This is a genomic window from Agrobacterium rubi TR3 = NBRC 13261, assembly GCF_000739935.1.
In the GTDB taxonomy this organism is placed as follows: Bacteria; Pseudomonadota; Alphaproteobacteria; order Rhizobiales; family Rhizobiaceae; genus Agrobacterium; species Agrobacterium rubi.
Window position 1 is genome coordinate 159,381 of sequence record NZ_BBJU01000002.1, and the last position, 20,516, is coordinate 179,896.

22 protein-coding genes are annotated in these 20,516 nt (G+C 59.8%); 11 read left to right on the plus strand and 11 right to left on the minus strand.

Annotation, left to right across the window (positions count from 1 at the left end; all coding sequences use genetic code 11):
• Positions 1-30 precede the first annotated feature (30 nt).
• Positions 31-696 carry a DJ-1/PfpI family protein gene (locus tag RRU01S_RS01185; protein ID WP_045228409.1) on the plus strand — a complete coding sequence of 222 codons (666 nt, stop codon included), beginning with the start codon at positions 31-33 and terminating at the stop codon, positions 694-696.
• A 36-nt stretch (positions 697-732) separates the two neighbouring features.
• Here RRU01S_RS01185 and RRU01S_RS01190 read toward each other — a convergent pair whose 3' ends face one another.
• The 4 genes from RRU01S_RS01190 to RRU01S_RS01205 all read right to left on the minus strand — a co-directional run bounded on the left by RRU01S_RS01190 (position 733) and on the right by RRU01S_RS01205 (position 4,018).
• The gene (locus RRU01S_RS01190) at positions 733-1,113 is read right to left on the minus strand and encodes an HVO_A0114 family putative DNA-binding protein (RefSeq protein ID WP_045228410.1); all 381 of its coding nucleotides are present in this window, start codon (positions 1,111-1,113) and stop codon (positions 733-735) included.
• Positions 1,110-1,433 (minus strand): toxin-antitoxin system TumE family protein, encoded by a 324-nt coding sequence (locus RRU01S_RS01195; protein ID WP_412674262.1) that lies wholly within the window; start codon positions 1,431-1,433, stop codon positions 1,110-1,112. The genes RRU01S_RS01190 and RRU01S_RS01195 overlap by 4 nt, the downstream gene beginning before the upstream one ends.
• 70 nt (positions 1,434-1,503) lie before the next feature.
• The gene (locus RRU01S_RS01200) at positions 1,504-2,673 is read right to left on the minus strand and encodes an SGNH/GDSL hydrolase family protein (protein WP_234936047.1); all 1,170 of its coding nucleotides are present in this window, start codon (positions 2,671-2,673) and stop codon (positions 1,504-1,506) included.
• Between the two features lie 121 nt (positions 2,674-2,794).
• Complete coding sequence (locus tag RRU01S_RS01205; protein ID WP_045228441.1) at positions 2,795-4,018, minus strand: lytic murein transglycosylase; 1,224 nt, start codon at positions 4,016-4,018, stop codon at positions 2,795-2,797.
• A gap of 197 nt (positions 4,019-4,215) precedes the next feature.
• On the opposite strand from RRU01S_RS01205, the gene galU reads away from it, so the two are divergent.
• Entirely contained in the window at positions 4,216-5,103 is an 888-nt protein-coding gene (galU, locus tag RRU01S_RS01210; protein WP_045228412.1) for a UTP--glucose-1-phosphate uridylyltransferase GalU, read from the plus strand.
• 53 nt (positions 5,104-5,156) lie between these two features.
• Here the strand turns inward: galU and RRU01S_RS01215 are convergent, their stop codons facing one another.
• On the minus strand, positions 5,157-6,674 hold the full coding sequence (locus RRU01S_RS01215; RefSeq protein ID WP_045228413.1) for a surface lipoprotein assembly modifier: 1,518 nt from the start codon (positions 6,672-6,674) through the stop codon (positions 5,157-5,159).
• Positions 6,675-6,907: 233 nt separating this feature from the next.
• Here RRU01S_RS01215 and RRU01S_RS01220 point away from each other — a divergent pair, with 233 nt between their 5' ends.
• Positions 6,908-7,402 carry a hypothetical protein gene (locus RRU01S_RS01220; RefSeq protein WP_045228414.1) on the plus strand — a complete coding sequence of 165 codons (495 nt, stop codon included), beginning with the start codon at positions 6,908-6,910 and terminating at the stop codon, positions 7,400-7,402.
• 96 nt (positions 7,403-7,498) lie between these two features.
• A complete protein-coding gene (locus tag RRU01S_RS01225; protein ID WP_045228415.1) occupies positions 7,499-8,494 on the plus strand; it encodes a KpsF/GutQ family sugar-phosphate isomerase in 996 nt (331 codons plus the stop codon).
• Positions 8,495-8,503: 9 nt separating this feature from the next.
• Here the strand turns inward: RRU01S_RS01225 and RRU01S_RS01230 are convergent, their stop codons facing one another.
• The 5 genes from RRU01S_RS01230 to RRU01S_RS01250 form a co-directional block, all read right to left on the minus strand.
• Positions 8,504-9,139, minus strand: coding sequence for a tetratricopeptide repeat protein (locus tag RRU01S_RS01230; protein ID WP_045228416.1), 636 nt, complete (start codon positions 9,137-9,139; stop codon positions 8,504-8,506).
• Positions 9,140-9,240: 101 nt separating this feature from the next.
• Complete coding sequence (gene ykgO, locus RRU01S_RS01235) at positions 9,241-9,366, minus strand: type B 50S ribosomal protein L36 (RefSeq protein ID WP_007607121.1); 126 nt, start codon at positions 9,364-9,366, stop codon at positions 9,241-9,243.
• A gap of 127 nt (positions 9,367-9,493) precedes the next feature.
• On the minus strand, positions 9,494-10,603 hold the full coding sequence (locus RRU01S_RS01240; RefSeq protein WP_045228417.1) for a 5-(carboxyamino)imidazole ribonucleotide synthase: 1,110 nt from the start codon (positions 10,601-10,603) through the stop codon (positions 9,494-9,496).
• On the minus strand, positions 10,600-11,067 hold the full coding sequence (purE, locus tag RRU01S_RS01245) for a 5-(carboxyamino)imidazole ribonucleotide mutase (RefSeq protein ID WP_045228442.1): 468 nt from the start codon (positions 11,065-11,067) through the stop codon (positions 10,600-10,602). The genes RRU01S_RS01240 and purE overlap by 4 nt, the downstream gene beginning before the upstream one ends.
• Positions 11,068-11,113: 46 nt before the next feature.
• Complete coding sequence (locus RRU01S_RS01250; protein ID WP_045228443.1) at positions 11,114-11,317, minus strand: YdcH family protein; 204 nt, start codon at positions 11,315-11,317, stop codon at positions 11,114-11,116.
• A gap of 236 nt (positions 11,318-11,553) precedes the next feature.
• Here RRU01S_RS01250 and RRU01S_RS25180 point away from each other — a divergent pair, with 236 nt between their 5' ends.
• Positions 11,554-11,730, plus strand: coding sequence for a YdcH family protein (locus RRU01S_RS25180; protein ID WP_042617567.1), 177 nt, complete (start codon positions 11,554-11,556; stop codon positions 11,728-11,730).
• A 100-nt stretch (positions 11,731-11,830) separates the two neighbouring features.
• Here RRU01S_RS25180 and RRU01S_RS01260 read toward each other — a convergent pair whose 3' ends face one another.
• A complete protein-coding gene (locus RRU01S_RS01260; protein ID WP_045228418.1) occupies positions 11,831-12,592 on the minus strand; it encodes a sulfite exporter TauE/SafE family protein in 762 nt (253 codons plus the stop codon).
• Positions 12,593-12,698: 106 nt separating this feature from the next.
• Here RRU01S_RS01260 and RRU01S_RS01265 point away from each other — a divergent pair, with 106 nt between their 5' ends.
• The 6 genes from RRU01S_RS01265 to RRU01S_RS01290 all read left to right on the plus strand — a co-directional run.
• A complete protein-coding gene (locus RRU01S_RS01265) occupies positions 12,699-13,352 on the plus strand; it encodes a thiamine phosphate synthase (RefSeq protein ID WP_045228444.1) in 654 nt (217 codons plus the stop codon).
• Positions 13,349-14,563 carry a tetratricopeptide repeat protein gene (locus RRU01S_RS01270; protein WP_412674261.1) on the plus strand — a complete coding sequence of 405 codons (1,215 nt, stop codon included), beginning with the start codon at positions 13,349-13,351 and terminating at the stop codon, positions 14,561-14,563. The genes RRU01S_RS01265 and RRU01S_RS01270 overlap by 4 nt, the downstream gene beginning before the upstream one ends.
• A gap of 142 nt (positions 14,564-14,705) precedes the next feature.
• Complete coding sequence (locus tag RRU01S_RS01275; RefSeq protein WP_045228419.1) at positions 14,706-15,506, plus strand: inositol monophosphatase family protein; 801 nt, start codon at positions 14,706-14,708, stop codon at positions 15,504-15,506.
• Positions 15,507-15,853: 347 nt separating this feature from the next.
• Positions 15,854-16,873 (plus strand): hypothetical protein, encoded by a 1,020-nt coding sequence (locus RRU01S_RS01280; RefSeq protein ID WP_045228446.1) that lies wholly within the window; start codon positions 15,854-15,856, stop codon positions 16,871-16,873.
• A gap of 2 nt (positions 16,874-16,875) precedes the next feature.
• On the plus strand, positions 16,876-17,907 hold the full coding sequence (locus tag RRU01S_RS01285; RefSeq protein ID WP_045228420.1) for a peptidoglycan -binding protein: 1,032 nt from the start codon (positions 16,876-16,878) through the stop codon (positions 17,905-17,907).
• A gap of 1,972 nt (positions 17,908-19,879) precedes the next feature.
• Positions 19,880-20,516: FAD-binding protein (locus RRU01S_RS01290; RefSeq protein ID WP_045228421.1), on the plus strand; the 637-nt coding region annotated here is incomplete at its 3' end.

Here is a 20,516-nt window from a genome sequence, read left to right on the forward strand (position 1 = left end):
TTCTGCGTGCAGTCAAGCAGGAGAGTGACAATGACAGTGCGCTTCGGACTTCTGGTGTTTCCCAACGTGCAGCAGCTGGACCTGACGGGTCCCTATGAGGTTTTTGCCTCTGCAACTGATACCCAGGTTGATCTGGTCTGGAAAAACCGCGACCCCGTGACATCCGTTACGGGACTGGGCTTCACCCCGACAATGACGTTCGATGATTGTCCGCAATTCGATGTTCTGTGCGTGCCGGGCGGTGGTGGCATCAATGCGCTTTTGACCGATGAGGTCGTGCTGCAATTCATCCGCAAACAGGCCAAGGGCGCGCGCTACATCACATCCGTCTGCACGGGATCGCTTGTTCTGGGCGCTGCCGGGCTTCTCACCGGCAAGAAAGCCGCAACGCACTGGAACGCCATGGATTTCCTGCCCCGGTTTGGTGCGACACCCGTGCATGAACGCGTGGTGCGAGACGGCAATATCATCACCGCTGGCGGGGTGACATCCGGCATCGATTTCGGCCTGAGAGTGATTGCGGAACTGTTCGGCCAACACGAAGCAGAGGTCGTTCAACTGTGCTTGGAATACGCACCGGCGCCACCCTTTCACGCGGGAACGCCGCCACAGGCCTCACCAGACGTCGTCACCGAGGCGCGCAAACGCATCGCGCGGTCACGGGCGGAGCGCGAGGAAATCCTGGCGGCGGGGTGATCTGCTCGTCCTCCAAGTCACCTAAACGAACGTATGTTATGCCGCCGCCGAGGCCTTGAGGACGAAATCCGCTTCAATTTCGTCAAATGGCACGAAGACCTTGCTGTGCTCGTCCTTGTCGATGATGCCCCAATCCATCAAGGCCTGCACATCGTCATGGACGCGTTTCACATCCCGTTCCAACGAGCGGGACAAGCCGCGAATCGTGGAGGGTCCGATGGTTTGTAGATGTTCGATCAGCGCCCAGCGTTTCGGGGTAATGACGGTAAAAAGCTGGGCAGGGGAGCTGAAGGTTAGTACCGACGCTGGGTCCTGCGGCTCACCGCTCTTCCAAGTGGACGCGAAGCGCTCGCCCATAGCAGCGATGGCCGAAAGCTCGTCTTCGTCCTGTCTGATCTGTATAACCGCACGTTTCATGGCTTCAATCTCCGTGTGACTTCGGCGAGAAAGTCATTCTTGAGTTGATCGATGCTGATGAATGTGTAGGGCTGCTCCTTGCCATCGATATGGCAATGATCGCCTTTGCCTCGTTCATTGTCGAAGCCGACAATCCTCTGGCCGTTCCGACCGAAAAACAGGCGGTATTTGAACAGGTGACCGCTTGCGGGAACAGGCTCCGGCAATTTCCAGATCACCATCTCCACAATCGCGCCATCCCGCAGAACACGCTTTTCATGCATCAGCTTTTCAGCTTTCATGACAACATTATGCAGCCAGTGCATAATGTTGTCAATCATGCCAACGCTGCGGAGATATGGCCTGATTGCTGGAAGCAACGCGACCTCGAAATCGTATGACGGTCAGCCTTTACTTCGCCGCCGTTTCCGCAGGTGCCGGCATGCGGTAATCATCCACGCGGCCCAAGGGTGCATCGCCCATCAGGCCTTGTTTCGTCAGCCGTTCCCTGGGTGAGGGGACGACGGAGAATTTGGTGACGGGTTTGTCGCCTAGGAGCACATCGCCGCCGTCGAGGTCGGGGTCGGTGAGGCTGATGGGCTGGGTGCGGACCTGTTGGGCGTCGATGCCGAGTGCTGGGAGCGAGGTCAGCGCTGGCAGGTTGCTGCCGTCAAGCGTCGTCAGGTCCGGACTTGCGCCATCCAGATGGCGGCGTACGAATTTTTCGACGTAGAAGGCAAGCTTCTGCTTGCCCGCTTGTGTCATGCCGATGCCGTCGGCTTCGCGCAGGCGGGCCTGCTGGCCATTGACGTCGTAGCCTGTCGTCACGAATTTGCCGGCTTCATCGACGAAGCCGTCCCAGACATCCACGAACTCGCCGCCTGCCTTTTCGATGTGGCTGCGGTAAAGGCGGTTGAAGCCGACGAAATCGGCTGTCAGCGACGGGGACTGGAAGGCGGGCAGGCCGACCCACATGACCGGCACTTGCTGGCGTTTGGCCAGCGTGATCAAGGCATCGATACGGCGCTCATATTCCTTGAACCACAGGTCCGTTCCGTATTTTTCCTTGGTGTCGCCGATCACCATCTGCTGGCGGTCGTTGGAGCCCATCATGATGACGATGGTGGCCGGGTTTGTTTCCTTCAGGAACTGCGGAAGATTGGCAAACCAGTCGTAATAATCGTTGCGAACGAGGCCCGATGACCCGTTGGAGCGGACATCGATGGTGATTGCCGGGGAGCTCTGGAACGTCGAAACTAGTGCTTCGCCCATATTGCCAGCCAGGAAGTCACCGATCACCAGAACGCGTTGAGCGTTTTCAAGCTTGGCCACCGGTGCTGGCTTTTCGGTGCGCATCTGCACCACGGACGGTGTCTTGCGCGGTGCTGCGGGTCGCGTCACGGCGCGGTTGTCGCGTGGCGGCGCTCGGCGCATTCGCGGCTGGTCCGGGTCGGGTGCATATATGCGGTCATCGCGCCGGTTGGGTGAACCGAACATCATGTCGAACAGTGTGCGGCGTTCACGCATTTCCTGGGCGTAAACGTCGTGTGATGTGACGGGGAGGGAGATGACAAGCGCCAGAAACGCGACGCAGGTGCGCCGCGTTTTGCCTGTTAAATCGCCTGTGCTTCTTATCACCACAGATGAACCTCCCGGACGGTTCTTATTGTTTTTCTAATTCTGGTTCTGCCGCAGGCGTCTGTCAATTGCGCAGGGCGCGCAGCAGCAGGCGCGATGGCTCGCCGTCATTTTCCATGCCCATGCGTTTCTGGATGGCGCTGATGGCGGCCTTGGAACCGGAGCCGAAATTGCCATCGACCTCGCCGTCATAATAGCCGAGCTCCTTCATGCGCGACTGCAATTCGAACTTTTCCTTGACGTCCAGCGTGTTGTCCGGGCGTGGCCAGCGTTGCTGCATGCCACCGGTGCCGGCAATCTCGTCTGCCAAGAGGCCCACGGCCAGCGCGTAGCTGTCGGACGCGTTGTAGCGCTTGATGGCGAAGAAGTTTTTCGTCATCAGGAAGCCGGGGCCGTTTGCGCCGCCCTGCATCTTCAGCATGGCGCGGTCGGCACCACGGGGAAAACCTTTGCCACTGGGGCGAGCGAAACCGAGCTTTTGCCACTCGGCCATGCTCTTCGTCTGGCCTTCATAGCGTCCGCCACCATTTGGAACGACTGTCTCATAGCCCCAGGTGCGGCCCGGCTCCCAGCCGTTCTTGGCCAAGAGATTGGCAGCCGTTGCCAGCGCATCGGGAATGGAGTGCCAGATATCGCGCTTGCCGTTGCCATCAGCATCAACTGCATAGAGCAGATAGCTGGTGGGAATGAACTGCGTGTGGCCCATGGCACCGGCCCAGGAACCGGTCAACTGCTTGGGTGTCACGTCACCGGCCTGAAGAATCTTCAGCGCGGCAATCAGCTGGTTGCGGGCAAATTTGCCGCGTTTCGGGTCGGAATAGGCGAGCGTCGCCAAGGCCTGGGGAATGTTGTGCAGGCGTTCCGGCTTTTCCAGAACGGCGCCGTAGTTGGATTCCATCGACCAGATGGCGAGGATGATGTGCTTGTCCACCTTAAAATTCCGCTCGATCCAGTTGAGCGTCGTGGCATGCTTCATCTTCATTTCGCGGCCGATGCGCACCGTGTAAGGGTTGACGCGGCTATCGACGTAATCCCAGATCTTGGTGGTGAATTCCGGCTGGAAGGTTGCCTTGCGCAGCGCATCCGGATCAGGCTCTGTCACACCGGCAAATGCCTTCTGGTAGGTCGATTTGCTGATGCCTTCCTTGGCGGCTGTGGTGTAGAACTGGTTGATCCACTGGCGGAAGCCGGCGTCGGCGTTTGCTGGTGCAGGCGCAAGCGCGATTGCGATACCCGCAAACGCGATGCAGCCAAATTTGCGGATGGGGGAAAGGATCAGCTTTTTCATCGGCAGTCTTTCGTTTCTCTCGAATTTCAGTTCGATTGCGAGATACGCATCGGGCTTAACGATGTAATAGCAACTCAAAGTCAACAAATTCTTTACCATTAACCAAAGGTAACGTCACCTTTACAAAAGTTTGCCACTTTCGTGATAACAAAGTCGTGCGTGCTTAATGACATTGATGAATCTCTTAGGAGGGATGTGTGGTAGAACAGAAAAAAATTCGGAAAGCAGTTTTCCCGGTGGCCGGTCTTGGAACGCGTTTCCTGCCAGCAACCAAGGCAGTGCCAAAGGAAATGCTGACCGTGGTCGACAAGCCGGTCATCCAATATGTGGTGGATGAAGCTGCCGAAGCGGGCATCGAGCACTTCGTGTTCGTGACCGGTCGTGGCAAGGGCGTGATCGAGGACTACTTCGACATCCAGTTCGAACTGGAACAGATGCTGCGCGAACGCAACAAGAATGCCGAGTTGACCTTGCTCGCCGACATTCTGCCAAAGGCAGGCACGGCCAGCTTCACCCGTCAGCAGGTGCCGCTTGGTCTTGGCCACGCGGTCTGGTGTGCTCGCGATATCGTCGGCGACGAGCCATTCGCGGTTCTGTTGCCCGACATGATCATGCATTCGCAGAAAAGCTGCCTCAAGGGCATGGTCGATCTCTACGACCAGACCGGCGGCAACGTGATTGCGGTTCAGGAATGCGAACCGGACCAGGCGCACAAATACGGCATCGTCGGCGTCGGCGAAACCGTGGGCGAAGGCTTCAAGATCACCGAAATGGTGGAAAAGCCTGCCAAGGGCACGGCACCGTCCAACTATTACATCAACGGTCGCTACATCCTGCAGCCTGAGATTTTCAACATTCTTGAAAATCAGGAACGCGGTGCTGGCAACGAGATACAGTTGACGGACGGCATGCTGGCGCTGGCCAAGAGCCAGGAATTTGCCGGTTATCGCTTCAACGGCGAAACCTTCGACTGCGGCGCCAAGGATGGCTTCATCCTCGCCAACCTGGCTTTCGCGCTGGAACGGGCCGACATTCGCTCTTCCATCGAAGAGCCATTGAAGAAGATGGTCGGCAAGCTGAAGTGAGCTTCATGTTTTGAAACGCAGAAATCCCGGCCTTCGTGCCGGGATTTTTTTGTCTACCGCTTCAGCGTCAAGCCCGCGCCGATGCGCCATGTGCTGTTGTCGGTCACTGGCGTCGTCTCGTAGCTGATGTCGGTGGTGAAATCGAGATAGCGGTTGATGCTCCAGGTCAGTCCGGCACCGACGAGATATTCGGTTTCGTCCCGCAGAGAAGAGGTGAGATAGCTTCGCCGCTCCAGACCGGCCGTCAATCGCGCGACGAGATCGCTGCGCAATTGCTGCGTCAGGCCTGCAATCAGCTCGCGCGATACCCAGCCACCCTGCGCGCCACCTGCAAAATCTTCGATCGTCGTTCGCAGGCCAAGGCTCACATTCGTGCCCCGTTGCGGCGACCAGACGACGTTGCCGTCAAGCGACATGGCGTTGACCGCCGACAGGCGGCTGTCGTCATATTCCTTGCGCAGATAGCCGATGGCGGCTTCCCCACGCAGCTTTTCACCCAGATCGATCTGTGTGCCGACCTTTGCGCCGTAGCTTTGCGAGGAGCGCTCATAGCCGGTGTTGTCGCGTGTCTGATCGTAATTGGTCAGCCCCGCCGTCGCTTCCAGAAAGGGAACCAGCGCTGGCGATAGTTCATATCCCACACGGGCACGAAGGCCTGCGCCGTAGCGATCCCGGTCGCTGAGGCTGATGGCCTGACCGTTGACGCCCTTGGCGTCGGTATAGATGGTGCGCGATAGGTCGAGGGCGGCCAGCGCCTTCAAGATTCCGACATTGCGCTCAACAGATGCGCCGCCGGTAAACACGTGTTCGCCGCCCTGCACGGAGGCCCCGGATACGGCGTTGGGATCACTGGTATCTTCGCGGCTGAAGGCATAACCGGCGGTCAGATTGGCCTGCGTTCCATCGCCCAGATCAAGGCGCAGATCGGCGCCGATATTGGCGCTCGGCTCTTCGCCCGCGCTCCCGCCGCCCAGATTGCGCTGATAGGCGCCGTCGCCGGTAATGGTCAGTGCGTGTCGCGACCAGTCGCTGGTCAGCGTGCCGCGAATGCCGGTCGTCAGATAATTGCGGCTGCTCGAACCGCCGGGAAAGGTCTTGTTTTCGTGATTCAGCGACTGGCTGATGGAGGGGCGCAGCGTCATCGTGCCGATGCGAATGCCCGGCGGCTGGCCGTCATCGACTTGTCTGTTTTCGCCACCATCAACGGTTGGCTCGTAGGGGTTTTGCGGTTCCTCGTAGACCACCGTTGCTTCGTCCGGCGGCTCGGAAATGGTCTCGCCGGGCGCAGAAGAGGCGCGAAGGCTGCCGGTGGTGACGGTGTCGGTAGAGGTCGCGGCTGCCGTTCGCGCATCGTCACGCGCCGCACTCTCAGGATCGACGACGGAGAGATCGTTCTGGCCGATATTGGGATCGGCACTGGTCAGCGTGCGAAGCGATGTCGCCGCCGCTGGCTGGGTGGTGGGAGATTGGGCAAAGCTTGCAGAGGCCGGGCACAGCACGGTGCACGCCAGCAGCGTTGCGGCTGCCGTCCGCCACGTCACCAGACGTTTTGCGGTGCTCTCGTAAACCATTCTATGTTTCTACCCGGGCCTGTTCGAATTCAGCGAAACGCAAATGCTGCAATGTCCCTCATAGAATTAAGCGATAAGTCTATGGTTTTCTTTGCAGAATTTGCGCTCGGCAACGCGTCGTTGAACCGCCATGTTGCCCGCGCCGGGTTATTTTATGGTTAACGATCCGTGAAAACATGGGAGAGACGAAACCGCCTTCGACAACAGGTCAAAGCGCTGCTAGAAGCCGCGGAATGGGTGTCGCATCAGCAGAGGATGAGAGAAAAGTGAAACATATGTCGCGATGCGTCGCTCTCACCATCATGGCCTTGCTACCCGCCGGCATTGCCGCGGCTTCGGATTTGCCATCGCGCAAGGCGGGGCTTTGGGTGATCACATCGAAGGACAATCCCTTCGCGAACTGGTCGGCCTGCGTCGGCGACAGCAAGGACAATTTCATCGACACCGATGTCTGGGACAATTTTGCCAGCGAGTGCCAGGTCGCCCACACGGAAAAGACCGCAGATGGCGAAACGGTTTTTGCCTATTGCGAGTCCGGCCTGACCGGCAAGGTAAAGCTTCTCGTGGAGTTTTCGGGTGATTTCCAACGAGAGTACAGGTTTCAGTCCACGACCGTGTTCACCGGCAAGACGGGGCAAGAAGAGGGGCAGACCTTCACGGTCGACGCGCATCACGCGGGTGAATGCCCCGCTGATCTATCTGTCGGCAAGAAGAAAATGACGCGCTGAGGCGGGCGCATCGGCCCAAAAGCCTGTTACCTTTTATGGTCACATCGTCGCGATTGGCCAATAGACATGATTTGCTGAAAAGAGTATCAGTCGGCCATGATTACGAGAGCTGTCACACTGGTGGAAAATCACGCCGTCGAATCGGCCTTGAGAACCATTTTCATTGAAAAGAATGGTTTGTCGGCGCTGGAAGGCGCGCTTCAGGGGGCGTTGGGCGCCGAGTTCTGCCGCGCCATCGACGCGATCGGCAAGTCGGGCGGGCGGCTCATCATCACCGGCGTGGGCAAGAGCGGCCATATCGGCTCCAAGCTCGCCGCCACCTTCGCTTCCACGGGAACGCCTGCCTTCTTCGTCCATGCGGCGGAAGCCAACCATGGCGATCTGGGCATGATCGGCGGCAATGATGTGGTGCTGGCCATTTCCAAGGGTGGCGAGAGTGCCGAGCTTCGCAGCATCATCAATTATACCAGACGCTTCTCCATTCCGCTGATCGCGATGACCTGCACGCAGCAGGGCTCGCTCGCCAAAGCATCCGATATCGTGCTTCTCATTCCCGATGAGCAGGAAGCCTGCCCGCATGGGCTGGCACCGACGACCTCGACCATGATGCAACTGGCGCTGGGCGATGCCTTGGCCATCGCACTTCTGGAAGCGCGCAGCTTCACCGCTGGCGATTTCCGTGTGTTTCACCCAGGCGGCAAGCTCGGTGCATCGCTGACGCTCGTCGGCGATATCATGCACACCGGCGAACGTCTGCCGCTGGTTCCCAAGGGGACGTCCATGCCGGAAGCCGTCGGCATTCTGGCGCGAAAGCATTTCGGCTGCGTGGCGGTTTTGGATCAGGATGGCCGTCTGTGCGGTATCGTCACCGAAGGCGACATGGCGCGTAATCTCACCCGCAACCTGTCCGAACTCAGCGTCGATGACGTGATGACGACGGCTCCAAAGGTTGTAAAGAAAAACGTGCTGGCAACGGCAGCGCTCGCGACCCTTGAGAAGCACCATATCGGTGCGCTCATTGTGGTGGATGACGACAACCGCCCCATCGGCCTTGTTCACTTCCACGATCTGCTGCGCATCGGCGTGGCGTAAGGAACGCCTTTAACTGCGCGTTCCCGCAAGCTTTTCCGTCAGCTCGCTGGCTTCCTTCTGGGCATCCTTGTCGGCGGGGTAGAGCGCCAGATATTGCTCCCACACCTTCAGCGCCAGTTCGTTGCGCTCGGTGCTTTCAAGAATATTGGCAAGGCTGGCCAGCGCCGGGAAAAAGCGCGGCTCTTTTTCCAGCGTGCTGTTGAGGTCCGACATCGCCTTGCGGGTATCGCCATCGGAATAATGCACCAGCGCGCGGCGGTACCACGCCTGCGCAAAGTCGGGCTCGAGATAGATTGCCTGATCTAGAAAGTCGTAAGCTGCTGCCTTGCGCTTTTTCTCTGCCGCCTCTTCCGACCACGTCATCAGCAGGTTGATGGTGGCGCTGCCGGAATCATTCCACTCGCCGACGATCTCGTTGGCGATGACGCGGGCCTTCTGGGCGTCGCGCTCTTTCTTCAAGCTGGAAAACAGATTGTCGATGGAGGTTTTCGGCGCTGTGTCCGGCGCAACCGCCGTCTGTGGCGCAGGCGCGCTGCTTGCCGGTTCGGCAGCCAAGGCTGCGGACACAAGGCCTGATGGCAGGGGGCCGAGGGTCAGAAATCCGATGGCAACGGCAAGGCTGGTCTGAAAACGAAATTGGCGCATGCGGTTAAAGTAATCCGCCTGCGCCAATTATGGAATTAAATTCTGTAGTCTATCAACAATGTGATCCGCCTCGACCGGGCGGACACGCATGCAACCGGTAATCAGCCCTGACGAGCCTTGAAACGCGGGTTCATCTTGTTGATGATGTAGACGCGGCCCTTGCGGCGAACCAGACGGTTATCGCGGTGACGGGCCTTAAGCGCTTTGAGCGAGTTCTTGATTTTCATTTTTCTGGTCCGCAGTTTGGCGTGACGCTTCTTGCCACGCATATATAAACAATCAAAAACGCGCTACGAGGGCGCGCTTTTTTCGGTTGGCAGGCAAATACCCCGTCAGTCCCAGCCTGTCAACACGCTAAGGCGTATTTTGCCGGGAAAGACTTGGTTTTCCGGGGTTCAATACCTCGGTGACATGGCCCATCTTGCGGCCCGCCCGCGCTTCGGTCTTGCCGTAAAGGTGCACGAGGCAATCGTTTTTCGCCAGCCATTGCGGCACGGCGTTGATGTCGTCACCAATCAGATTGGTCATCACGCAGTCGCAATGTCGCTCAGTGGAGCCGGGGGCAAGCCCTGCAATGGCGCGAATATGCTGCTCGAACTGCGAGATGACGCAGGCCGCTTCCGTCCAGTGGCCGGTGTTGTGCACGCGCGGGGCCATTTCATTGGCCACCAGCGATCCATCCGGCAGCACGAAGAATTCGATGCCGACGACGCCGATATAATCGAGGGCTGCCAACAGCTTTTCGGCTGATTCCACCGCAACGGTTGTCGCGGCGTCAGAAAGTTGTGCCGGAACGGTCGAGGTGTGGAGAATGCCGCTCAGATGGACGTTCTCGGCCGGGTCGTAGCAGGTAACGGTGCCATCCAGAAAACGCGCGGCGATGATCGAGATTTCGCGCTCGAACGGCACGAAGCTTTCGAGAATAAGCGCTACGCCACCCAACGCGTCGAAAGCGCCGGTCAGGTCTTCGCCACCCTTGAACACACGCTGGCCCTTGCCGTCATAGCCCATGCGCCGCGTCTTCAGCACGCCCTTGCCACCGAAATCGGAAAGGGCTGCTTCCAGGCTCGCCTGGTCGTCCACCTGTCGGAAATCGGCGGTTGGAATGCCGCAGTCATTGAGGAAGCGTTTTTCGGTCAACCGGTCCTGCGAGGCGCTGAGCGCCTGCGGTGGCGGGTAGACGGGAACGGAAGCGGCCAGCGTCTGCGCTGCCACAACCGGCACGTTTTCGAATTCGTATGTTACGACGTCACAGACATTGGCGAGTTCGGCCAGTGCCTTCTCGTCGTCATAGGCGGCAACGATCTGGCGGTTGCAGACCTGCGCTGCCGGACAGTCGGCCTGCGGTTCCAGAACGATGGTGCGGAAGTTCAGCCTTGCTGCGGCCATCGCCAGCATACGGGCAAGCTGACCGCCACCGATAATGCCGATGGTTCCGATTTTTCCGGTCACTGCCAAGGTCATTGCGGGGTGTCCATGGGGTATTCAGCAATCGCCGCCGTCTGGCGGGCGCGGTACTCGTCGAGCCGGTCGGCGAGATCCTCGTCGGACAGCGCCAGAACGGCAGCCGCCAGAAGGGCTGCGTTGATGGCACCGGCACGGCCGATGGCCAGCGTGCCGACGGGAATGCCGGCGGGCATCTGGACGATGGAATAGAGACTGTCCTGTCCCGACATGGTTTTTGACTGCACGGGAACACCGAACACCGGAAGCGGCGTCAGCGCTGCTGTCATGCCCGGCAGATGGGCCGCACCACCGGCACCGGCGATGATGACCTTGAAGCCTTCGTCACGCGCGCCGCTGGCGAAGCTGAACATGCGCTCGGGCGTGCGGTGGGCGGAAATGATGCGGGCTTCATATTCCACATCCAGCGCATCCAGCGTATCGGCTGCGTTTTTCATGGTTTCCCAGTCGGACTGGCTTCCCATGATGATGGCGACGGGCGGTGTCTCTGTGCTCAACGGTCTCTCCGTATCAGGCAATGATGTCGGGGATAATCTGGTCTTCGATCTGGGTCATCTTGTCCTTGATGACCAGCTTCTTCTTCTTCATCCGCTGAATGCGCAAGGCTTCGCAGTTGGTCTGGATCATGGCGTTGATCGCCGCATCGTAATCTTCGTGCTCCTGGCGAAGTCGCGCAAGCACCAGCCGAACGTCGGCCTGATCCTGATCGGGCATCTCTTGTCTTCCCCATATGGTACAACCGGACCGCCATCCGGCCATTTTGTTGTCGGTCTTGGTGCCTGTACCACCAAATGACGGTAACGGGAAGTTTCCCGTATCAGCATTTTGCCCAGATATTGCCTTGATTTCTCCTTCGACAAGGAAGGCGTTCCATGTCACATTGGTGTCGTAAACCTGAAACTCCAGCGATGGAGCGCTGGAGGTAGGTTCAACAAGGAAGGACATGCCGCATGACCATTCAGGCTCATATAGCATCGCTGGAAAAGAAACACGGTGCTCTTGAGGAGGAGCTCGAAACTGTTCTCGCTTCCCCCTCCTCAGATGATCGGCAGATTGTGGATCTGAAACGCAAAAAACTGCGCCTGAAGGATGAAATGCAGAGGCTGCAAGCCTCCACGAAGCATTAAATTTCCAATATCTTTGTTGCCTGACGTCAGTATCGTTTACGTCGCAGCCTGAAAGCCCGGCTCTGATTGCTCTCGCGATCAGGGCCTTTTGTTGGCCTCGTCAGGACAGCGCGTCCCACAGCAGTTTCAGGGCCGCCAGCAAAACCATCGTGTACATCAGCGGATAAAACACCGCCGGTTTCAGATATCGCACCACCCGCGCGCCTAGCATGGTCGAGACAATGGCCACCGGCAGCAGCGTGAAAGACGCGATAAGGTTGGTGGTATCGAGCGCTTCCAGTGCAAAATAGGACACGAGCTTGATGGCGTTGACGATGGCAAAGAAGCGCACGGAAAGGCCGGTATAGCTTTTCGGGTCCAGCTTCAGCGGCATCACGTAAATCTGAAACGGCGGGCCTCCGGCATGTGCCACGAAGCTGCAATAGCCGGAAAACGACCCCCAGAGCGTCGCCTTGGCGCGGTTCTGCGGTTTTGCCACCACCTCTACTTTGGGCCCGACGACGAAGCGTTCGTAAAAATATTGGGCAACGAAGATGATGGTGACGATGGCCAGCACCAGCCGCATCGTATCGGGTGAGATAATCGCCGAGGTCGCCCATCCCACAGCGATGCCGATGAAGGCACCCGGCAGCAGGATCAGAAGTGTTTCGCGGTGGTTGTGGTGCCGCCAAGCCCACAGCGCCACCAGATCCATGGCAATCAGGATCGGCAGAAAGATCGCGGCCGCCTGCACCGGTGGCACGGCCAGCGCCATCAGCGGCACGCCCATCAATGCCAAAGCGCCGCCCAGCCCGCCCTTTGACAGGCCGACGAGGATGACTGCGGGGATGGCGACGAGGAAAAATTGGAAATCGGGCAGCATGGATGGACGGTTGATCCTTTCGCCTGTCCGGTTTATCGGAAGTATGACATGAAAACGAGTGCAGATAACGCAGGAAGCGTCCTGTCTGCGGAAAATGGAAAAACCGATGACTGCACCCGAAGACCGCTGCCGACTCGTTCTGATCGTTCCGGCCCATGACGATGCCGCCCATCAGGCCAAGACGCTGGAAGATGCGCTGCGCGGCGGTGATGTCGCCTCCGTCATCATTCCGCAATATGACCTCGACGACGCGACCTTCCAGAAGCTGGCGGAAACCTTGGTCGGCATCGTTCAGGAAGCCGGTGCGGCAGCCTTGATCGCCGGCGACAGCCGCGTCGCAAGCCGGGTCAAGGCCGATGGCCTGCATGTGACGGGTGGTGCCGAGGCGCTTTCGGAAGCTGTCGAGAATTTCTCGCCCAAACTCATCGTTGGCGGCGGCAATGCCGATGATCGCCACAAGGCGCTGGAGCAGGGCGAGAGCAACCCGGACTATATGTTCTTCGGCAAGCTGGAAGGCGATATCAAGCCGGAAGCGCACCCCAAGAACATGGCACTGGGCGAATGGTGGGCCTCCATGATCGAAATCCCCGCCGTCGTCATGGGCGGTTCCGATGTTGCATCTGTCGTGGCTGTTGCCGAAAGCGGTGTCGAATTCGTGGCGCTTCGCGAGGCGGTATTCGGCCACGCGGGCGGTGCAGCTCAGGCCGTTGCTGAAGCGAATGCGCTGCTTGACGAAAAAGCGCCACGGTTTGGCGGTTGATACAGGCGATGATCGCTCGTTTGCTTCGTTTTCGTCTGTCCGTGTCGGCTCTTGCCCTGGCTTGCGCCTTGATTCCGCAGGCCGTTTTTGCGCAGGACCCAACCCCGGCACAGCCCCAGCCCGAGCTTTTGCCGGGAGTGGGAGCGAACGCGCCGCAGCCTGATGTGACGCCCACGGATGAGGACACGGATTTCGGCCCCGCCAAGCCCGATGGCCCCGAGGTTCTGTCGCGTCCCTCCGATGTGAATGCCGAACCGATCCGCAAGGGTCGCGTCGGCACCAGCGACCAGAAGGATTTGCAGCCGTCCGAAGGCGTGAATGTCTATCAGCGCATGGGGGCCGCATTGCCAGCCCTTCCGCCGGAAAAGAAATTCCTCGGCAAGGTCGATGAGGCCTTTGGCCACTACCAGCGCGGCGAATATGTTCAGGCGCTCTCCAAGGCTCTCACCCGCGCCCAGACGGGTGACGCCGCCGCTCAGACACTCGTTGCCGAAATGATGTCGCGTGGCTTCGGCATTGCCCGCGACGAAAAGACCGCCGCCTTCTGGTACGAGCAGGCGGCCAAGGGCGGTGACCCCGTCGCCATGTTCAAATACGCCCTGTTGCTGATGGAAGGCAAAATCGTCAAGCACGACAAAAAGCTTGCCGACGACTATATGCAACGCGCCGCGCAAGCGGGCAACGGCGAAGCCGAATTCAACTGGGCGCAGATCCTCGTGTCGCAGACGCCCGGACCCAACGGCCTGCATGCCGCCCTGCCATTTTACGAAAAATCCGCCGAAAAGGGCATCGCCGACGCGCAATATGCCGTGTCGCAAATCTACTGGAACCTCAAGGATATCCCCGCCGATAAAAAGGCCAAGGCCCGCGACTGGCTGATGCGGGCGGCAAAGGCCGGCTTCGACACGGCCCAGGTCGATCTCGGCGTCTGGTTGGTCAATGGCGTGGGGGGCGAGCGCAATCTGGAGGAAGGCTTCCGCTGGCTCTATGGTGCTGCCCAGCGTGGCAATGTCGTGGCCCAGAACAAGGTCGCCCATCTCTATATTCAGGCGCTTGGCACCAAGCCCGATCCCGTAGAGGCGGCCAAATGGTACGTTCTGTCGCGCCGGGCGGGCCTCAAGGATGCCAGCCTGGAGGATTTCTATCTCGGCATCGAAGAGGACCAGCAGAAGCAGGCCATCGAGGCGGCAAACCGTTTCCGTCCGGCCTGAGCCCGTCCGGGCTTTCGGCTTTTTACCTTGAATTCCAGCGCGTTTTGTGGTCTTGAACCGCAAACTTTCAATCAGAAACCGCATTTGCGTGCCTGTCGGACATTTCGGCTAGCAGGTTCAGCCACCTTTCAGGAACATCGTCATGGCCCGTTCAGCCCTTCTCAATGTCATGGTTCAGGCCGCCCTCAAGGCCGGAAAATCGCTGTCGCGTGACTTCGGTGAAGTGCAGAACCTGCAGGTCTCGGTCAAGGGCCCCGGCGATTTCGTCTCGCAGGCCGACCTGAAGGCCGAAAAGATCGTCCATGACGAGCTGATGAAGGCCCGCCCGACCTACGACTTCCTGGGTGAAGAAGGCGGCGAGGAAAAGGGGTCCGACGGCGCGCATCGCTGGATCGTCGATCCCTTGGACGGCACCACCAACTTCCTGCACGGCATTCCGCAGTTTGCCGTGTCCATCGCGCTGGAGCGTAACGGCGAAATCGTTGCCGGTGTGATCTTCAACCCTGCGACAGACGAGCTTTACACCGCCGAGCGCGGCAGCGGCGCGTTCCTCAACGACCGCCGCATTCGCGTCGCCGCCCGCAAGCAGATCACCGATTGCGTCGTGTCCTGCGGCGTTCCGCATCTGGGTCGTGGCGATCACGGCAAGTTCTTGGTTGAGCTTCGTCACGTCATGGGCGAAGTGGCAGGCGTGCGCCGTTTCGGCGCCGCCTCGCTTGATCTCGCCTATGTCGCCGCCGGTCGCCTCGATGGTTTCTGGGAAACCGGCCTGGCACCATGGGACATCGCTGCAGGCCTCGTTCTCATCCGTGAGGCCGGTGGCTTCGTCAGCGACATGAAGGGCGAACAGGACATTTTGGGCACCGGCAGCCTCATTGCCGGTAACGAATATATCCGCAAGGCGCTCAGCGAAGTCGTCAATCGCCCGGTTCCGGGTCGTTAATACACCCTCTGCCCGTCATTCCGGCCTTGAGCCGGAATCCAGCAGCGCCGCGTCTGCGGCGCTAAAGAGTCTTTTGCGATCAAGGACTTGATCGCACTGGATCCCGCATCAAGTGCGGGATGACGGAAGATAGGTACCGTCGTCCAACCGGTATTCCCCACCAAACGCCACCCTGCGCGCCCCACGATTACCACACCGTGCAAAAACCCTTGTGGTATCAGGCTTTTCACTTCAATTCGTCGTAATTTTCCACTAGCTTCCGGGCATAACCGCGATGACGCATTGCCGAACCGCTTTTCCAGCACGTTCGCGCGGGCGTTGCGGCAGGTCCAGAGGGAATGAGCATTATGGCGGATACGGAACGGCTCGATGTCGGCGTCGAGAGATCGGTGACGAAGGAATATCATCACAAGCTGTCGAGCCCCACGCCGTTTTTGTGGACGATGATCCTCTTCCTCATCATCGTTGCCTTCCTTGCTGCCATCCTGTTTCGGCAAGCGCAGACGGCCTTTATGACCAATCCGGGCCTGAACGGTTTCATTCTCGGCGTTCTCGTCATCGGCATCATTCTGGTGTTCACGCAAATCCTCTCGCTTCGCCCCGAGGTGCGCTGGTTCAACAATTTCCAGGCCGCAGGCACGGTGGACAAGGCCGGGCGTGCGCCCAAGCTTCTGGCCCCGATGCGTTCGGTCCTCGACAAGCGCGCCGATGTGCGCCTGTCCACCGTCACGCAGCGCTCGCTTCTGGATTCCATCGCCACGCGTCTCGACGAATCGCGCGATACCTCGCGCTATCTCATCGGCCTTCTGGTGTTTCTCGGCCTGCTCGGCACCTTCTGGGGTCTGATCGGCACAATCTCGGCCATCAGCGACGTCATTCAGGGGCTCGACCCCACGGCGGGCGATACCAATGACATTCTCTCCTCGCTGAAGTCAGGGCTCACCGCGCCGCTGGCCGGCATGGGCACGGCGTTTTCGTCGTCGCTTCTGGGTCTGTCCGGCTCGCTCATCCTCGGCTTTCTCGATCTTCAGGCCGGTCGCGCCCAGAACCGCTTTTACACCGAGCTTGAAAACTGGCTGTCATCCGTGACCGATCCCGGCAAGGACGTGACGGGTGAGGGCCGGGCCGCCAGCTATGGTGCCGTCGGCACCGAACGGTCGCTGGCCGCCATGACCAGCCTGGCCGAAGGCATTCAGGGTCTCGTCAAGAACATGCGCGGCGAACAGCAGATGTTGCGTGACTGGATCGAGGCGCAGCAGGAGGAATCGAAATCCCTGCGCCGCACGCTGGACAGGCTGTCGGCCCGCATCGATGCCGAACAGAAAAACACCGGCCGCTCCACCCGTCACGATAACGGGAGCGATTGATCATGGCGCTTGGGCGCAACCGCCGTCGCGACCGCAGTGTCGATTACTGGCCGGGTTTCGTGGATGCCTTGTCCACGCTGCTCATGGCCATCATGTTCCTGCTCACGGTCTTCGTGCTGGCGCAGTTCATCCTCTCGCGGGAAATTTCCGGCAAGGATGAGGTGCTGAACCGGCTGAACAACCAGATTTCGGAACTCACCGAATTGCTGGCGCTGGAAAAGGGCAGCAAGCAGGATATCGAGGATACGCTGGCCAACCTGCAATCCACGCTCGCCGTGTCGGAAAGCGAGCGTTCACGGCTGCAATCCCTGCTGGATTCAGGCGCTGGCAACAGTTCTGCCGCCAATGCCCGCGTCGGCCAATTGTCGGGTGAACTGGAAGATGCACGCCAGTCCGGCGCGCGCGCCTCGGCCCAGATCGATCTCCTCAACCAGCAGATCGCCGCGCTGCGCGCCCAGATCGCTTCGGTCGAATCCGCCTTGCAGGCGTCCGAGGCAAAGGACAGCTCATCGCAGGTCAAGATCGCCGATCTCGGCCGCCGCCTCAATGTGGCGCTGGCCCAGCGGGTTCAGGAACTCAACCGCTACCGCTCGGATTTCTTCGGCCGCCTGCGGGAAATCCTGTCCGACCGCGAAAACATCCGCATTGTCGGTGACCGCTTCGTGTTCCAGTCGGAAGTCCTGTTTCCCTCCGGCGGTAACGATCTGAACCCCGACGGCCAAACCGAAATGGCCAAACTCGCCGCCGCCATCATCGATCTCGCCAAAGAAATCCCACCCGAAATCAACTGGGTCCTGCGCGTGGACGGCCACACCGACAACGTCCAACTCTCCGGCAACGGCCGCTTCCGCGACAACTGGGAACTCTCCTCAGCCCGCGCCACCTCGGTGGTCAAATACCTCGTCTCCAAAGGCGTCCCAGCCAACCGCCTGGTGGCCGCCGGTTTCGGCGAGTACCAACCGCTGGCCGAAGGCGACACGCCCGAAGCACGTTCGCAGAACCGACGGATCGAGCTGAAGCTGACGGAGCGGTAAGGGGCGGCAAATCTTATCCCGAGGCTGGAGCCAGCCGCTCACCCCCCTCTGCCTGCCGGCATCTCCCCCACAGGTGGGGAGATCGGCAAGCCGCATGCCCGGCACTCTATCCGCAGCAGCAGAGATGGCCGATTGCCATCCACGAGTCGATCTCCCTCCTTTTGGGGAGATGCCTGGCAAGGCAGAGGGGGGTAAGCCTCACCCTCCAATCTCTCAGTCCCACAGCACCACCTCTCCTCTGTCACCCCGGATCAAGTCCATTGCTGTTCGGTTTAGTGAAAGAGTTGTTTTCTGAACGTAAGTGCTGACGAATGCGCTGAGATGTATCTTCCTTCCGTCATACCGGCCTTGAGCCGGTATCCAGTCAGCCCAAGTCTTTGGACTGGAAAGACTTTTCCCGCCGCGCAGACGCGCGCCAACTAGACCCCGGATCAGGTCCGGGGTGACGGAGGTTGGGGTGGTCGCTGCGGTCCGAAACCGCCCGCAACAAAAATACTTCCCAACCAAATCAATCCCTTACCAAAAAACCCGCAAAAAACCCCAAAAATCCCCCCGCAACTTTCTCCACGGCGCGCGAATCACCCGCACAATTGCTCCGTTCCGCCCTCGGATACACCGCAAGGCGTTGCGGCGAGGCGGGACCGGCGCTGGGGTTGGGAGGGTGACGCGAACCTTTCAACCTCGGGGTCGAGCAGCGATCTCCCCGGTGGGACGGGAGAAAGGCGGCGGCGGTTTCGGACCGGCTGTCGCAGCCTTTCCAATGTCCGGACCGGCCCGGCATGGTCTTAGCCGCAAAACACCGTTTCGGGTTTGCGGCGGGTCATGGCGGTCCAGTTCGCCAGCCACCGGGTGTACCGACAGCTCATCGGCACCGGGTCGAACGCGACCGCAGGGGCTTGAAGCGAAAGTCAGGCGGTACACAGGAACACGCTGCATCTGTCCCGTACTGTCGATGAGACAGCGCGGACGGATCGCGGGGGACTCACAAGCCATGGATGGCGGGTGTGACACCTGGCGGAGAACGGATCGATGGCTGCGGGCGCTTCGTCAGAATGAACGCTCCCATCCTCGAAGGCAGATGTGGCCGAACTGGCAGGCGACGGCCTCGGCAACGAAGCCGCCGTCACCCGGGTGGGTAAGGGCCGGACCTTGATTTGTCCGACCGTTCCAACGGCAAGACCCCCTTGCCCTCCGGGATATGCCAGCCGTGGCAAGAGGATCGCTGTTCGGCCAAAAGAGCTGAACGGGGCGCTGCGAGGTGCCATTTTATAGACTACCCAACGAGGCAACTGACAGCGCCCCGTCCGAATACCCATGGCCGCGAATGGTTATGGACACTGAGAGAAGGTCATACCACGGGCAGATGCTGCCGCGTGAACGGCGAAGCTTGCGTGAGTGTTGGCCGGGGTTTTTGATAGGATTGGATTTGGGAGGGTGTGGCCGCTGGGTGCAGCGTACTGGGCTGCGGGCCGCAACAGAGCGACCCTCATCCTGAGGTGCCCCACAGGGGCCTCGAAGGACGCGGGTTGCGGGCTTGGGGCAGAGTGCGCGGCGGATGCTTCGAGGGTCGCTTCGCTCCCACCTCAGCATGAGGTTAGTGGGTGAGGCGGCCCTGCTACATTGAGCAAGGGCGGAGGGTACGGTGACCCACAAAATACAAAGGTCAGTATATGCCGCTTACCCCCCTCTAGCCTGCCGGCCATCTCCCCACCTGTGGGGGAGATGGCCGGCAGGCTAGAGGGGGGTAAGCCACACCCGCGGCCTTAGCCATCAAGCAACACTATCCATTAAAATCAACGACTCGGCTGTCATCGTTCCCTCCTGCCACACCACAAGTGTCCCCACTGCCCCCGGCATACCAAAGTCTCCGAACGTGAACTGCCCGCCTCACACCCAAAAATGTTACTCATCCCACCCGTTGCAACCCATTGACGTTCGCGTAAAAGTAATTCGAATCCACCGGGAGGGATTGATGGAGCGATTTGATGTTGTTGTCGTGGGCGCGGGGCTTGCCGGTCTTGTCGCTGCAACCGAGGCTGCGGAGCGGGGCTTAAAGGTTTGCGTGGTCGATCAGGAGGGCGCGCAGAACCTTGGGGGCCAGGCATTCTGGTCGCTGGGCGGGCTGTTTTTTGTCGATAGTCCTGAACAGCGTTTCATGCGCATCAAAGACAGTCTCGATCTCGCCCGGCAGGACTGGCTGGGGTCAGCCGCCTTTGATCGACCGGAAGACCATTGGCCGCGCCTGTGGGCCGAGGCTTATCTGAATTTTGCGGCGGGTGAGAAGCGGGCTTGGCTGCATGGGCTTGGCATGCGCTGGTTTCCTGTCGTCGGCTGGGCAGAGCGCGGTGGGTCGCATGCCCATGGGCACGGCAACTCGGTGCCGCGCTTCCATGTCACCTGGGGAACCGGGCCGGGTGTTCTGGAACCCTTCGTCAAAAAAGCAAAGGCCCTGGAAGCCAGCGGCCAGATCGTCTTCAAGTTTCGCCATCAGGTCGATGGCCTCGATAGCACCGATGGCGTGGTCACCGGCGTCTCGGGCGTGGTTCTGGATGATGATCCGGTGCAACGCGGCGCGTCCAGCAGTCGCGCTGTTATCGGCGATTTCCAGA

What these genes read in the sequence shown, in the direction of transcription:
- RRU01S_RS01185 (WP_045228409.1), top strand. Translation starts at nt 31, where the DNA reads ATGACAGTGCGCTTCGGACTTCTGGTGTTTCCCAACGTGCAGCAGCTG.
- RRU01S_RS01190 (WP_045228410.1), bottom strand. Translation starts at nt 1,113, where the DNA reads ATGAAACGTGCGGTTATACAGATCAGACAGGACGAAGACGAGCTTTCG.
- RRU01S_RS01195 (WP_412674262.1), bottom strand. Translation starts at nt 1,433, where the DNA reads ATGATTGACAACATTATGCACTGGCTGCATAATGTTGTCATGAAAGCT.
- RRU01S_RS01205 (WP_045228441.1), bottom strand. Translation starts at nt 4,018, where the DNA reads ATGAAAAAGCTGATCCTTTCCCCCATCCGCAAATTTGGCTGCATCGCG.
- RRU01S_RS01215 (WP_045228413.1), bottom strand. Translation starts at nt 6,674, where the DNA reads ATGGTTTACGAGAGCACCGCAAAACGTCTGGTGACGTGGCGGACGGCA.
- RRU01S_RS01220 (WP_045228414.1), top strand. Translation starts at nt 6,908, where the DNA reads ATGGGTGTCGCATCAGCAGAGGATGAGAGAAAAGTGAAACATATGTCG.
- RRU01S_RS01225 (WP_045228415.1), top strand. Translation starts at nt 7,499, where the DNA reads ATGATTACGAGAGCTGTCACACTGGTGGAAAATCACGCCGTCGAATCG.
- RRU01S_RS01230 (WP_045228416.1), bottom strand. Translation starts at nt 9,139, where the DNA reads ATGCGCCAATTTCGTTTTCAGACCAGCCTTGCCGTTGCCATCGGATTT.
- ykgO (WP_007607121.1), bottom strand. Translation starts at nt 9,366, where the DNA reads ATGAAAATCAAGAACTCGCTCAAAGCGCTTAAGGCCCGTCACCGCGAT.
- RRU01S_RS01240 (WP_045228417.1), bottom strand. Translation starts at nt 10,603, where the DNA reads ATGACCTTGGCAGTGACCGGAAAAATCGGAACCATCGGCATTATCGGT.
- purE (WP_045228442.1), bottom strand. Translation starts at nt 11,067, where the DNA reads ATGGGAAGCCAGTCCGACTGGGAAACCATGAAAAACGCAGCCGATACG.
- RRU01S_RS01250 (WP_045228443.1), bottom strand. Translation starts at nt 11,317, where the DNA reads ATGCCCGATCAGGATCAGGCCGACGTTCGGCTGGTGCTTGCGCGACTT.
- RRU01S_RS25180 (WP_042617567.1), top strand. Translation starts at nt 11,554, where the DNA reads ATGACCATTCAGGCTCATATAGCATCGCTGGAAAAGAAACACGGTGCT.
- RRU01S_RS01260 (WP_045228418.1), bottom strand. Translation starts at nt 12,592, where the DNA reads ATGCTGCCCGATTTCCAATTTTTCCTCGTCGCCATCCCCGCAGTCATC.
- RRU01S_RS01265 (WP_045228444.1), top strand. Translation starts at nt 12,699, where the DNA reads ATGACTGCACCCGAAGACCGCTGCCGACTCGTTCTGATCGTTCCGGCC.
- RRU01S_RS01275 (WP_045228419.1), top strand. Translation starts at nt 14,706, where the DNA reads ATGGCCCGTTCAGCCCTTCTCAATGTCATGGTTCAGGCCGCCCTCAAG.
- RRU01S_RS01280 (WP_045228446.1), top strand. Translation starts at nt 15,854, where the DNA reads ATGGCGGATACGGAACGGCTCGATGTCGGCGTCGAGAGATCGGTGACG.
- RRU01S_RS01285 (WP_045228420.1), top strand. Translation starts at nt 16,876, where the DNA reads ATGGCGCTTGGGCGCAACCGCCGTCGCGACCGCAGTGTCGATTACTGG.